A 13,295-nucleotide genomic window follows, 5' to 3' on the forward strand; every position below is an offset into this window, starting at 1 on the left:
CCGCGATCACGAAGGGCCCGCTCCCGGGAGGAGCGGGCCCTTTCGCGTGCGCGCGGAGATGCGTTCCCGCCGAGAAGGCCTCGCGTTCCGCCGAGAAGGTATGAGAGATGGCGGTGTGGAGCGCGCCTTGGCAGCCATTTCTCATACCTTTCCGGGCCCCGGGCGCGCGTAGGGGGGGCTTGCGCCGCGCCGCGCGAGCCCGCTACGCGCGCGGTGCGTGGTGCAGGTGATCGCGGTGCTTGCGCGCCTGCCGCTGCGCCGCCCGTACGTCGATCGCGCCGGTGACGCTGCGCTCGTCGGTCCAGCACTCGATGCCCTCGACGTCGGGCATGCGGTCTCGCGTGAAGACGGGGTCGTGCCCCGCGCGGCGCTGCGCCGTGTAGTCGCGCAGCAGGCGGAACCCGATGCCCGACAGCAGCGCGAGCGCGACGAGGTTGGTCAGCGCCATGAGGCCCATCACGGCGTCGGCGAACGCCCACACCACCCCGGCCGAGAGCACGGCGCCGACCAGCACGGCGGCGACCACGAGCGCACGGTACGCGGTGAGGATCCGCGGGCTGGTCGAGATGAACTCGAGGTTGGACTCGCCGTAGTAGTAGTTGCCGATCACCGAGCTGAACGCCAGCAGGAAGATGATCGCCGCGAGCGCGACGAGCGAACAGCTGCCGAGTGACCGCTCCAGCGCGAGCTGCGTCAGCTCCAGGCCCCGCGGTGCGCCGCTCAGGTCGGGCACGGCCACCAGCACGGTGAACGCCGTGATGGAGCACACGAGGAAGGTGTCGAAGTACACCCCGAGCGACTGCACGAGGCCCTGCTTCACGGGGTGCGTGACGGCCGCCGCCGCACCGGCGTTCGGCGCCGAGCCGAGCCCGGCCTCGTTCGAGAACATGCCGCGCTTCACGCCGGTCATCACGATGAAGCCGAATGCGGCACCGACCATCTCGTTGAACCCGAACGCCTCGGTGAAGATCGAGGCGAAGGCCGCCGGCAGCTGCTCGAGGTTGACCGCGACGACCGCGAGCCCGATCAGCAGGTAGCCGAGCGCCATGATCGGGACGATCGCCTGCGTGAACGACGCGATCCGGCGCAGCCCGCCGAAGACGATGAGCGACGTCAGCGCCGCGATCACCACGCCGATGGCGAGCGGCACCCACTCCGGGGTGTCGAACCCGCCGCCCATCGTGCCGATCGCGCTGTCGATCGCGATCGTCATGGTGTTCGACTGCAGCGTGTTGAACGCGAACGGGAAGCAGATCAGCAGGAGCACCGAGAAGGTCACGCCGAGCCACCGGGCCTTCAGGCCGCGGGTCATGTAGTAGGCGGGGCCGCCGCGGAAGCCCGCCGCGTCGCGCACCTTGAACAGCTGCGCCAGGGCGGACTCGAAGAACGCCGACGCCGCCCCGATGAAGGCCATCGCCCACATCCAGAACACGGCTCCCGGACCGCCGATCGCGATCGCCGTGCTCACGCCCGCGATGTTCCCGGTGCCCACACGCGAGGCGGCCGAGATCGTGAACGCCTGGAACGACGAGACGGACTGCGGCCTGCCGTCGTCGTCGAGCGGGGTCTTGTCGGTGAGGGTTCGGAACATCTCCGGCAGCAGCCGGAACTGCACCACGCCCGAGCGGATGGTGAGGTAGACGCCGAGGATCGCGACGATGGGCAGCACCACCCACGTCCAGTACGCGTCGCCGACGGAGGCGAACCAGGTCTCCAGGGCCAGCAGGATGTCGTCCATCCCGACAGTCTGCCGGTGCGCGGGCGTCTGCACAGGATGGGGCGCCGGCCGCGCGCTATCTTGGAGGGATGTCGGCGAGCCGGATGCCGACGAGAGCTGAATAGGGAGGCCGCTGTGGACATCGATCTCGGGCTGTTGCGCACCGTCGAACGTGAGAAGGAGATTCCGTTCGACGAGCTCGTGCGGATCATCGAGCAGGCGGTGCTGACCGCGTATGAGAAGCACGTCTCCCAGATGGGCGAGGTGCCCGCCGGCGCCCGCGCCGAGCTGGATCGCAAGACCGGCCACGTGGCGATCCTCGTGCCCGTGACCGACGACGAGGGCGCCGTCATCGGCGAGGAGGAGTCCACGCCCGAGGACTTCGGCCGCATCGCCGCCTATGCCGCGAAGCAGGTCATCAGCCAGCGCCTGCGCGACATCGCCGACGACGCCGTGCTGGGGGAGTTCCGCGGCAAGGAGGGCGACATCGTCGCCGGCATCGTGCAGCAGGGCCCGAATCCCCGCATGATCCATGTTGACCTCGGCTCGGTCGAGGCGATCCTGCCGCCGGAGGAGCAGGTCCCGGGCGAGGACTACAGCCACGGCCAGCGCCTGCGCGTGTACGTCACGAGCGTGGCGAAGGGGCAGAAGGGGCCGCAGATCACCGTGTCGCGCACCCACCCCGGCCTCGTGCGCAAGCTCTTCGCGCTCGAGGTGCCGGAGATCGCGAACGGTCTCGTCGAGATCGCCTCGCTCGCGCGCGAGGCGGGCCATCGCACGAAGATCGCGGTGTTCGCGAAGGACCCGTCGATCAACGCCAAGGGCGCCTGCATCGGCGAGATGGGCCGCCGCGTGCGGGCCGTCACCGAGGAGCTCGGCGGCGAGAAGATCGACATCGTCGACTACGACCAGGAGCTGGCGACGTTCGTCGCCAACGCGCTCTCGCCCGCCAAGGTGACCTCGAGCTTCGTGCTCGACGCGTCCACGAAGGCCGTGCGGGCGCTCGTGCCGGACTACCAGCTGTCGCTGGCGATCGGCAAGGAGGGGCAGAACGCCCGCCTCGCCGCCAAGCTGACGGGCGCGAAGATCGACATCCAGCCCGACAGCATCATGGATTGATGACCGGCGTTCGCATCCGGTCCGAGGTGTAGGATGGAAGCCGTACGAACGTGCGTCGGCTGTCGCACGCGTGCCTCCCGGTCCTCCCTCCTTCGAGTGGTGGCTCGCGACTCCCAGCTCGTCGTGGACGAGCGGAAGTCGATGCCCGGGCGGGGCGCGTGGGTTCATCCCTCGCCCGAGTGCGCGGGGAACGCCATCCGGCGCCGCGCCTTCGTACGAGCTCTGCGCGTGTCGGGCCCGCTCGAGACGCAGACCTTCGAGGAATGGCTGAACAGCTATGGAAACCAAGTGAACGGCTCGAAATGAGACCCGTCCGCCTTTGATGGTCTGCCCCTGTCCGGGCAGGCCGCCCAGACAGGAGAATTGTGGCTAAACCACGCGTACATGAGATCGCAGCCGAGCTCGGCGTCGACAGCAAGGTCGCGCTCGCGAAGCTGAAGGATCTCGGCGAGTTCGTCAAGAGCCCGTCATCCACGATCGAGCCGCCGGTCGCGCGCAAGCTGCGCGCCGCGCTCGAGGCCGACGGCGTCGCGAAGCCGGCCGACGGCGGTGCCAAGCCCGGCGCGCCGCGCAAGACGCCGGCCCGCCCCGGCCCCGCACGTCCCGCCGCCAAGCCCGCGGCCCCCGCCCCGGCTCCGGCGGCGACCCCCGCGACCCCGGCCGCGGCCGCTCCGGCGCCCGCGCCCCAGGCCGAGGCTCCGGCCGCGCCGGCCGAGGCCAAGCCCGCCGCGACCCCGTCGTCGCCGCCGTCGCCCGGCGGATCCGCGCCGGCCCCCGGCCCGCGCCCCGGCGGTCCCCGCCCCGGCAACAACCCCTTCAACTCGGCCCAGGGCATGGGCAAGCGTCCCGCCGGTCCGCGTCCGGGCAACAACCCGTTCGCGTCCGCGCAGGGCATGGGCCAGCGCCCCACCCCGGGCAACATCCCCAAGCCCCAGCCCCCGCGCCCCGGCGCCCCGCGTCCCGGTGCGCCGCGCCCCGGCGGTCCCGGTCGTCCGGGTCGTCCCGGCGGTGCCGGTCGTCCCGGCGCGCCGTTCCAGCAGCGTCCCGGCGGACCCGGTCGCCCCGGTGGCGGCGGCGGCTTCCGTCCGGGCGGCGCCGGCGGTCCCGGTGGCGCGCCCGGTGGCGGTTTCCCCGGTCGTCCCGGCCCCGGTGGCCGCGGACGCGGTGGCACGGCCGGCGCGTTCGGCAAGGGCGGCGGCAAGTCCAAGCAGCGCAAGTCGCGTCGGGCGAAGCGTCAAGAGTTCGAGATGCGGGAGGCGCCGATCGTTGGTGGCGTCAAGGTCCCGCGCGGCGACGGCAACACGATCATCCGCATGCGCCGAGGCGCATCGATCGCGGACTTCGCCGACAAGCTCGAGGTCATCAGCGGCATGAGCGTGCCCCCGGGCAACCTCGTGACCGTGCTCTTCCACCTGGGCGAGATGGCCACGGCCACCGAGTCGCTCGACGAGGCGACCTTCGAGGTCCTCGGCGCCGAGCTCGGCTACAAGGTGCAGATGGTCTCGCCCGAGGACGAGGACAAGGAGCTCCTGGAGGGCTTCGGTCTCGACCTCGAGAAGGAGGAGCTGGAGGAGGACGAGGCCGACCTCGAGATCCGTCCTCCGGTGGTGACCGTCATGGGTCACGTCGACCACGGTAAGACGCGTCTTCTCGACTCGATCCGTCAGACCAACGTGGTCGCGGGTGAGGCCGGTGGCATCACCCAGCACATCGGTGCGTACCAGATCTGGACCGAGCACGAGGGCATCGAGCGCGCGATCACGTTCATCGACACCCCGGGTCACGAGGCCTTCACGGCCATGCGTGCCCGCGGTGCCGAGGTGACCGACATCGCGATCCTCGTGGTCGCCGCCGACGACGGCATCATGCCGCAGACGGTGGAGGCGCTGAACCACGCCCAGGCGGCCGGTGTGCCGATCGTGGTCGCGGTCAACAAGATCGACAAGCCCGAGGCCAACCCGGCCAAGGTGCGCCAGCAGCTGACCGAGTACGGCCTCGTGGCCGAGGAGTACGGCGGCGACGTGATGTTCGTCGACGTGTCGGCGCGCGAGGGCATCGGCATCCAGGACCTCCTGGACGCGGTGCTGCTCACGGCCGACGCGGGCCTGGACCTCACGGCCAACCCGAACAAGGCCGCGCGCGGTGTCGCCATCGAGGCGAAGCTCGACAAGGGCCGCGGATCGGTCGCGACCGTGCTCATCCAGTCGGGAACGCTGCGCGTCGGCGACGCGATCGTCGCGGGTACGGCCTACGGCCGTGTGCGCGCCATGATCGACGAGAACGGCGACGCCGTCACCGAGGCGGCCCCGTCGCGTCCGGTGCAGGTGCAGGGTCTGAACTCGGTGCCGCGAGCGGGCGACATGTTCATCGTCACCGATGAGGACCGCACCGCCCGTCAGATCGCCGAGAAGCGCGAGGCCGTCGAGCGCAACGCCCAGCTGGCCAAGGCCCGCAAGCGCATGTCGCTCGAGGACTTCACCAAGGCGCTCGAAGAGGGCAAGGTCGAGTCGCTCAACCTCATCATCAAGGGCGACGTGTCCGGTGCTGTCGAGGCGCTGGAGGAGTCGCTCCTCAAGATCGAGGTCGACGACTCGGTGCAGCTGCGGATCATCCACCGCGGTGTGGGTGCCATCACGGAGTCCGACGTGAACCTGGCCACGATCGACAACGCGATCGTGATCGGCTTCAACGTCCGCCCCGACACCAAGGCCCGCGAGGCCGCGGCGCGCGAGGGCGTGGACATCCGCTTCTACAACGTCATCTACAACGCGATCGACGACGTCGAGGCATCGCTCAAGGGCATGCTCAAGCCGGAGTACGAGGAGGCCCAGGCGGGTCTCGCGGAGATCCGCGAGGTCTTCCGCTCCTCGAAGTTCGGCAACATCGCCGGTGTCATCGTGCGCAGCGGTACGATCACGCGCAACGCCAAGGCGCGCGTCATCCGCGACGGCGTGGTGCTCGCCGATGGCCTGGCCATCGAGTCGCTGCGTCGCTTCAAGGACGACGTCACCGAGGTCAAGACCGACTACGAGGCCGGTATCGGCCTCGGCAAGTTCAACGACATCCAGGTGGGTGACGAGATCGAGACCATCGAGATGGTCGAGAAGCCTCGCGCCTGATCGGGAGTGAATCGATGATTGTGCCGGGCGGTCCTGCGACTGCCCGGCACAATCGTTCCCAGGGAGGGAATCATGGCTGGTGAACGCGTCGCACGCGTGGCCGACCGCATTCGCGTGGTCCTGTCGGAGCGCCTGCAGAAGGGCCTGCGCGACCCGCGGCTCGGCTTCGTGACGATCACCGACGTGCGCGTGACGGGCGACCTGCAGAACGCCTCGGTGTTCTACACCGTCTACGGCACCGACGAGGAGCGCGAGGGTACCGCGGCGGCGCTCAAGGCCGCCACGGGCATGCTCCGCAGCGAGGTGGGTCGCAAGCTCAACACGCGGCTGACCCCGACGCTCGAGTTCATTCCGGACGCGCTGCCCGAGGAGGCCTCGCACCTCACCGAGCTGTTGCGCCGCGCCCGCGAGCAGGATCAGGCGGTCGCGAGCCTCGCGAAGGACGCCCGGTACGCCGGCGATGCCGACCCGTACCGGCGCGACGAGGACGACGAGGACTGACCCGCGGCGGGCGGCCGTCAGGCGGGCACGTCCCGCCGGCGGAAGCCCCAGAAGGCCAGCGCCGCGAGCGCCGCGGCCACGGCCGACAGTCCCCACAGCGCGGGCGCCGCGGCGACCTGGTCGTCGGCGGCGCCCGTTCCCGTGAGCGGGTCCGGCGTCCACCAGAACGGCGACAGCGCGCGGACGGCGTCGGGCAGATCGAACAGGTCGGCGAACATGCCGACCACGACGCCCCACAGCACGGGCAGCCACGCCAGCCACGCCAGCCGCGGCAGCCACGCGTGCGCCGCCGCGGCCAGGCCGAGCGCCACGGCGGTCGCCGGAAGAAAGGCGGCGCCGAAGGCGAGGAGCTCTCCGGCGCCGGGCAGATCCTCCGCGCCGCTCGCCTCGGCGCCGAGCCACAGCAGCGCGGCGGCCGACATCACGAGCACTGCCGCGCCGGCCGCCGAGAGCGCCAGCTGCCCGCCCAGCCATCGCGCGCGCGAGACGTGCGTCGCGAGCACCGCCTCCGTGCGCCCGCTCGCCTCCTCGGCGCGCAAGCGCCCGATCGAGGCGATGCCCCACGCGGTCGCGCCGAGCGCCGCCAGCAGCACGAGCAGCGCGAAGAAGCCGTTCACGAGATCCGATCCGAGCACGGCGGCGTAGAGCGGGTTCCGCTGCAGCATGTCGTGAAGGTCGCCGAGCGATCCCATCACCGTGCCCGAACCCAGCCAGACCAGGCCCAGCCCGAGCGCGGTCCACATCAGCCCGATGCGCTGGGCGCGCCATGCCAGGCCCAGCGGCGAGGCGAGCAGGATCGAGGCGTGCGCGTGGCCGGGCCGGCTCGGCACGATGCCGGCGCCGAAGTCGCGACGCGTCGCGAGCCCGAACGCCGCGAGCAGCGCGACCGCAGCGGCGGCGACGAGCAGTCCGAGCGGCCACAACCGCAGGTCGACGAAGGCGCGCGTCTGCTGCACCCACGCGATGGGCGACAGCCACGACAGCCACGAGGTCTCGTCGGAGCCGGTCGCCGGGCTCTGCTGCGCGTCGCCGATCGCCCGCAGCGCGAACGCCGCGCCGAATACCGCGAGCGCCAGGCCCGTGGCGGTGCGCGCGTGCTCCACGAGCTGCGCGGCGGCGAGGGCGACCCCCGCGAACACCAGCCCCACCAGGCCCAGGCCGCCCGTCAGGGCGAGCGTGTCGGGCAGCGCCACGCCGCCGACGCCCACGATCACCGCCGTCGACCCGGCCGCGATCGCCGCCTGCACGAGGACCACGAGGAGGAGGGCCGCGGCGGCAGGGGCGTGGCGCCCCACCGGCGCCGCGCGCAGCAGCTCGGCACGGCCCGATTCCTCCTCGGCCCGCGTGTGACGGACGACCTCGAGGATCGACAGCACCGCGAGGGCGGCGGCCACCCACAGCGTCGTCTCCGCGACCAGCGCCACGCCGAGCGTGTAGTCGTCGAGGCCGTAGCCGGGCCCGGTCATCATGATCATCGCCGGGCTGCGCAGGATGAGCGCGCGATCGGCGAGGGTGCCCTCGTCGGCCAGCACCGCGAGCTCGCTCACGAACGCGACCCAGACGATCAGCATGACCGCGAGCCACACGGCCAGCCGGATCCGGTCGCGGCGCAGCGCGAGCCGCAGCAGGCGACCCGTCCCGGCGAAGGCGGTCACCGGGCGCCGCCCTCGCGATCGTAGAACCGCAGGAACAGCTCCTCGAGACTCGGCTCGCTGCCGTCGGCGTAGAGGGCCGAGCCGATGCGCAGCTGCTCGAGCGGGCCGTGCTCGACCGTGCGGCCGTCGCGGATGATCGTGACGGTGTCGCACAGCCGCTCCACCTCCGAGAGGATGTGCGAGCTCAGCAGCACGGCGGCTCCGCGGTCCCGCGCGGCGCGGATCTCGTCCTGGAACACCGCCTCCATGAGCGGATCCAGCCCGCTGGTCGGCTCGTCGAGCACGAGCAGCTCGGCGTCCGAGGCGAAGGCCGCGATGAGCGCCACCTTCTGCCGGTTGCCCTTCGAGTACGTGCGCGCCTTCTTGCGGGGATCGAGCTGGAAGCGTTCCAGCAGCTCCTCGCGCCGCACCCGATACCGGGCCGTCCGGGTCTCGGCGCGACCGTCGCGGAATCGCGCCAGCAGGTCGATCGCCTCGCCGCCCGACAGATTGGGCCACAGCGACACGTCGCCCGGCACGTACGCCAGGCGGCGGTGCAGCGCCACCGCATCGCGCCACGGGTCGCCGCCGAACAGCCTCGCCTCGCCGCCGGAGGCGCGCAGCAGGCCCAGCAGCACGCGGATCGTCGTGGACTTGCCCGATCCGTTCGGCCCGAGGAAGCCGGCCACCTCTCCCGCGCGGACCGTGAGATCCAGCCCGTCGAGCGCGCGCACGCGGCCGAAGCGCTTCACCAGTCCCGACACCTCGATGGGTTCCATGCCCTCATCCTGGCCCCGCGGGACCCGGGGGAGGAAGGCCGGGATCAGCGCGGCAGGTGCACGAGCTCGCCGTCCGACTCGATGAGCCCGTCGGACAGCAGCGAGAGGATCGCCCGGTCGCGCTGGGCGGCGTCGTGCCACCCGGCCAGGAGCGCCGCCTGCGGCACGGGCCCGGTCGCGTCCCGCAGCGCGCGCAGCACCGCGCCCCGGGCCTGCCGGTCGCTGCCCTCGTAGCGCGCCTGCTTGCGGCGCAGGTCGGGCGTCGACGGGGCGCCGGCCGCGCGCCACGCGCACAGGTCGCGGATCGGGCAGGCGTCGCAGCGCGGCGATCGCGCGACGCACACCACCTGGCCGAGCTCCATGGTCGCGGCGTTCATGAGCGCCGCCTCCTCGGCGGCCTCGGGCAGCAGGGCCGCCATGGCGTCGAGGTCGCGACGATGCGGCGGGCCGGGGTGCTCCGTGCCGTCGACCGCACGGGCGAGCACGCGGCGGGTGTTCGTGTCCACCACGGGGTGGCGATCGCCGTAGGCGAAGGCCGCCACGGCCCGGGCGGTGTAGTCGCCGATGCCGGTGAGGGCCAGGAGCGCGTCGACGTCGCGCGGCACGACGCCGTCGTGGCGGTCGCGGATCTCCACGGCCGCGCGGTGCAGCCACAGCGCGCGCCGCGGGTAGCCGAGGTTCGCCCAGGCCTTCACGGCCTCGGCGGGCGCCTCGCCGGCCAGCGCCGACGGCGTCGGCCACCGCGCCAGCCACGCCTCCAGCAGCGGGACGACCCGCGCCACCTGCGTCTGCTGCAGCATGAACTCGCTCACGAGAACGCCCCACGCGCCGAAGCCGGGCTCGCGCCACGGCAGCCGGCGGGCGTGGCGCCGGTACCACGGCACCAGGCGCTCGGCGAGGGCGGGTGACGGCATCCCTCCAGCCTACGATCCGGTCCGTGCGCGGCCCGTGACCGCGCTGCGACACGATCGCGATTCAACCGTGATGCGGACGCGTCCCGACCGTGACATTCGGTCGGTAGCGTCGAACGCATGATCCGGAAGAGCGCAGGTTTCCCGCTGATTCTGGGCGCGATCGTCGTCGCGTCCCTCGCGGGCTGCTCGACGACCTCTGGTGGGTCGACTCCGGCACCGGAGTCGCCGATGTCGTCGGCGCCCGTCGATTCCTCCAGCCCCACGCCCACCGACCCTCCCGTCAGCGCCGAGGACCAGGACCCGGCCGATCCCACCACCTGGGTGATCGACGGCGGCGCGGTCGGGGAGATCTCACTCGGCGACGACTACCTGGCCACGGCCGAGGACCTCGGCGACGGCTGGGACGAGACGTGCGAGGGGCTCACGGCGTGGGGCAACCCCGAGCTGAACGTCTTCTTCGTCGCCGGCTCCGACGGCACCATCGAGACGATCACCGTCGAGGGCCTCATCGGCGACCCGTCCGCCGGCCCGCGGACCCCCGACGGCATCGGGCTGGGCTCGACGCGCGACGAGGTTCGCACGGCGTACCCCACGGTCGAGGAGGTCGCGCCCGCCATCGGCGACGGCGTGTACTTGCGCCAGAGCGACGACGACCCCACCGACGGCGCACGGTTCTTCGAGTTCGCCGCGGGCGATGACCGCGTCTCGTCGATCACGCTGACCACGCGCGACGAGCCGCCGTACGAGCCCTGCGCCTGACCGCGCGGGTTCACGCGGCACGCGCCGCGTAGGCTGGACGTCATGCATGCGGGCGTCCTCCTTGTCGACAAACCCGGGGGGATGACCAGCCACGACGTGGTCTCCCGAGCCCGCAAGGCCCTCGGCACGCGCAAGATCGGCCACGCCGGCACCCTCGACCCGATGGCGACGGGGCTGCTGATCCTGGGCGTCGAGGGCGCCACCCGGCTGCTGACCTACCTCGTGGGCCTCGACAAGACCTATCTCGCGACCATCCGTCTCGGTGCCGAGACGACGACCGACGACGCGGAGGGCGAGATCGTGGCGACCGCCGCACCCGAGCGGATCGCCGCGATCGTCGACGACGCCATCGCGTCCGGGATCGCGGCGCTCACCGGCGAGATCTCGCAGGTGCCCAGCACCGTCTCGGCGATCAAGGTCAACGGGCGTCGCGCCTACGACCTGGCCCGGGCGGGGGAGCAGGTGGAGCTGAAGGCGCGGGAGGTCACGGTCTCGCGCTTCGAGGTGCGCCAGATGCGCCGCGCCGACGACGCGATTGAGCTCGACGTGGTCGTCGACTGCTCCTCGGGCACGTACATCCGCGCCCTCGCCCGCGATCTCGGCGCCGGTCTCGGCATCGGCGGGCACCTCACGGCGCTGCGCCGCACGCGGATCGGCCGCTTCGACGTCGACGACGCGATCGCCCCCGACGAGATCGACGCCTCGCGCCTGCGGGGAGCGGCCGAGGTGGCCGAGCGGGCCGTGGGCCGCATCGACGTGTCGGCCGACGAGGCGCGCGACCTGCGCCACGGCAAGCGTCTCGAGGGCGCGGCCGATCGGCTGCCCGGGACCGTGGCCGCCGCGATCGATCCCGACGGGCGGCTCGTCGGGATCGTCGAGCGCCGGGGCGCGGCGCTCAAGAGCGCCATGAACATGCCGGAGGGGGCCGAATGATCCTGTGGTTCACGATCGTGCAGGTGGCCGTGGCGGTCGTCGCGGGCGCCCTCTGCCTCGTCCTGGGGCTCGCGGGGCGGCGCCCGAGCGACCTCAGCGTCGGCGCGCTCGCGCTCGTCGAGCTGCTGCTGATCGTCCAGGTCGTCGTGGCGATCGTCGCGCCGCTGGCGGGCAACCCGCCCACGGGCGACCTGCTGGAGTACTGGATGTACCTCGTCTCGGCCGTGCTGCTGCCGCTCGCCGCGGTGGGCTGGGCGCTCGTCGAGCGCGGGCGCTGGAGCGTGGTCGTGATGGGCGTCGTCGGCCTGTCGATCGCCGTGATGGTGTGGCGCATGCAGGTGATCTGGACCATCCAGGTCGCGTGACGCACAGCCGGCTCACGACGCCCCGCGGCCTAGAATCGAAGCGCTATGACTGAACCCACGCGCTCCCGTCGCATCAGCGGCATCGGCACGATCCTGGTGTGGGTCTACGGCGTGCTCGCGCTCGCCGCGACCGGCCGATCGGTCTACCAGATGATCGCCCACTTCTCGCAGGCGCCCCTGCCGTACCTCCTCTCGGCGCTGGCCGCCGTGGTCTACGTGCTCGCGACCGCGGCGCTGGTCGTCTCGGGCAGCGCGGCCTGGTACCGCGTGGCGTGGGCGGCCGTGTCGTTCGAGCTGGCCGGTGTGCTCGTCGTGGGCACGCTCAGCGTGATGGCGCCCGACCTGTTCCACGCCGACGACACCGTCTGGTCGGGGTACGGCGCCGGGTACTACTGGATCCCGCTGGTGCTGCCGTTCCTCGGCATCTGGTGGCTCGCCACCCACCGCCCGGCGCCGGAGCGCGCCACCGCCTCGTCGCCCGCCGGGGTCGCGGGATGATCCTGTTCGAAGACGCCGCGGACATCCCGGCGGACTTCGGCGAGTCGATCGTCGCGATCGGCAAGTTCGACGGCGTGCACGCCGGGCACCGCGCCATCATCGAGCGCGTGCTCATCGCCTCGGCCGGCGGCGCGCTGCGCACCGTGGCCGTCACCTTCGACCGCAACCCGCTGGCGGTGCTGCGGCCGGAGAAGTGCCCGCGGCCGCTCGTGGGCAACGCCCAGAAGATCGAGCTGCTGGCCGCCACGGGCCTGGACGCCACGCTCATGCTGCGCTTCGACGAGGCCCAGGCGGCCGAGGAGGCCGGCGACTTCGTGCGCCGGGTGCTCGTGCACGCGCTGCGGGCCCGCCGCGTGCTCGTGGGGCGGGACTTCCGGTTCGGGCGCGGGGGAGCGGGCGACGTGGACCTGCTCCAGCGCCTCGGCCGTGAGCACGGCTTCGAGGTGGACGTGATCGACGACATCGCCAGCACGGGCGACGGCCGCCGGGTGTCGTCCACGTGGATCCGCGAGCTGCTGAGCGAGGGCGACGTGACCACGGCGGCGAAGCTGCTCGGCCGGCTGCCGTCGGTGACGGGCGAGGTCGTCCACGGCCTGCAGCGGGGCCGGGAGCTGGGCTTCCCGACCGCCAACCTCGGGCCCGACGCCGAGGGCTTCGTGCCGGCCGACGGCGTGTACGCGGGGTGGCTCGTGGTGCGCTCGGGCGGCACCGATCTGCGCCGCACAAAGTACCCGGCGGCGATCTCGGTCGGCGTGAACCCCACCTTCGGCGACGTCGACCAGTCGCAGGTGGAGGCCTACGTGCTCGACGAGACGGCGTTGGACCTGTACGGGCGGCGCGTGGACGTGCAGTTCCAGCAGCGCCTGCGCGGCATGGTGGCGTTCGAGGGCGTCGAGAAGCTCATCGCGCAGATGCACGACGACGTCGAGCGCACGCGCGCCCTGCTGCGGGCCTGAG

Annotated in this window: 12 protein-coding genes and 1 pseudogene; 9 read left to right on the plus strand and 4 right to left on the minus strand. The window is 72.4% G+C overall.

The annotated features are described in order from the left end of the window. Positions 1-202 precede the first annotated feature (202 nt). On the minus strand, positions 203-1,738 hold the full coding sequence (locus E3O41_RS04170) for an alanine/glycine:cation symporter family protein (protein WP_135012046.1): 1,536 nt from the start codon (positions 1,736-1,738) through the stop codon (positions 203-205). A gap of 114 nt (positions 1,739-1,852) precedes the next feature. On the opposite strand from E3O41_RS04170, the gene nusA reads away from it, so the two are divergent. The 4 genes from nusA (at position 1,853) to rbfA (ending at position 6,456) form a co-directional block, all read left to right on the plus strand. After that, positions 1,853-2,836, plus strand: a complete 984-nt coding sequence (gene nusA, locus E3O41_RS04175; RefSeq protein WP_067025816.1) for a transcription termination factor NusA — start codon at positions 1,853-1,855, stop codon at positions 2,834-2,836. Positions 2,837-2,869: 33 nt separating this feature from the next. Beyond that, positions 2,870-3,142, plus strand: a complete 273-nt coding sequence (locus tag E3O41_RS04180; RefSeq protein ID WP_083990903.1) for a YlxR family protein — start codon at positions 2,870-2,872, stop codon at positions 3,140-3,142. A 59-nt stretch (positions 3,143-3,201) separates the two neighbouring features. Then, a complete protein-coding gene (infB, locus tag E3O41_RS04185; RefSeq protein ID WP_067025818.1) occupies positions 3,202-5,955 on the plus strand; it encodes a translation initiation factor IF-2 in 2,754 nt (917 codons plus the stop codon). A gap of 72 nt (positions 5,956-6,027) precedes the next feature. Next, positions 6,028-6,456, plus strand: coding sequence for a 30S ribosome-binding factor RbfA (gene rbfA / locus E3O41_RS04190; RefSeq protein ID WP_067025820.1), 429 nt, complete (start codon positions 6,028-6,030; stop codon positions 6,454-6,456). Between the two features lie 17 nt (positions 6,457-6,473). Here the strand turns inward: rbfA and E3O41_RS04195 are convergent, their stop codons facing one another. From E3O41_RS04195 to E3O41_RS04205, 3 genes and pseudogenes are all read right to left on the minus strand, one after another. Continuing rightward, complete coding sequence (locus tag E3O41_RS04195) at positions 6,474-8,111, minus strand: ABC transporter permease (protein WP_067025822.1); 1,638 nt, start codon at positions 8,109-8,111, stop codon at positions 6,474-6,476. A gap of 86 nt (positions 8,112-8,197) precedes the next feature. Beyond that, a pseudogene (locus tag E3O41_RS04200) lies at positions 8,198-8,869 on the minus strand (ABC transporter ATP-binding protein); the annotation flags it as partial. A gap of 44 nt (positions 8,870-8,913) precedes the next feature. Then, complete coding sequence (locus E3O41_RS04205; RefSeq protein ID WP_135012048.1) at positions 8,914-9,783, minus strand: HhH-GPD family protein; 870 nt, start codon at positions 9,781-9,783, stop codon at positions 8,914-8,916. A gap of 117 nt (positions 9,784-9,900) precedes the next feature. On the opposite strand from E3O41_RS04205, the gene E3O41_RS04210 reads away from it, so the two are divergent. The 5 genes from E3O41_RS04210 to E3O41_RS04230 all read left to right on the plus strand — a co-directional run bounded on the left by E3O41_RS04210 (position 9,901) and on the right by E3O41_RS04230 (position 13,294). Then, positions 9,901-10,542, plus strand: coding sequence for a hypothetical protein (locus E3O41_RS04210; protein ID WP_135012050.1), 642 nt, complete (start codon positions 9,901-9,903; stop codon positions 10,540-10,542). Positions 10,543-10,623: 81 nt separating this feature from the next. Next, a complete protein-coding gene (truB, locus tag E3O41_RS04215; RefSeq protein WP_240482343.1) occupies positions 10,624-11,475 on the plus strand; it encodes a tRNA pseudouridine(55) synthase TruB in 852 nt (283 codons plus the stop codon). Beyond that, a complete protein-coding gene (locus E3O41_RS04220) occupies positions 11,472-11,840 on the plus strand; it encodes a hypothetical protein (protein WP_067025832.1) in 369 nt (122 codons plus the stop codon). The genes truB and E3O41_RS04220 overlap by 4 nt, the downstream gene beginning before the upstream one ends. Before the next feature lie 45 nt (positions 11,841-11,885). Next, positions 11,886-12,338: a hypothetical protein gene (locus E3O41_RS04225; RefSeq protein WP_067025834.1), complete on the plus strand. Its 453-nt coding sequence runs from the start codon at positions 11,886-11,888 to the stop codon at positions 12,336-12,338. Further along, positions 12,335-13,294 carry a bifunctional riboflavin kinase/FAD synthetase gene (locus tag E3O41_RS04230; protein ID WP_067025836.1) on the plus strand — a complete coding sequence of 320 codons (960 nt, stop codon included), beginning with the start codon at positions 12,335-12,337 and terminating at the stop codon, positions 13,292-13,294. The genes E3O41_RS04225 and E3O41_RS04230 overlap by 4 nt, the downstream gene beginning before the upstream one ends. Position 13,295 lies beyond the last annotated feature (1 nt).

Origin of the sequence: Microbacterium sediminis, from assembly GCF_004564075.1 — a bacterium.
GTDB lineage: Bacteria > Actinomycetota > Actinomycetes > Actinomycetales > Microbacteriaceae > Microbacterium > Microbacterium sediminis.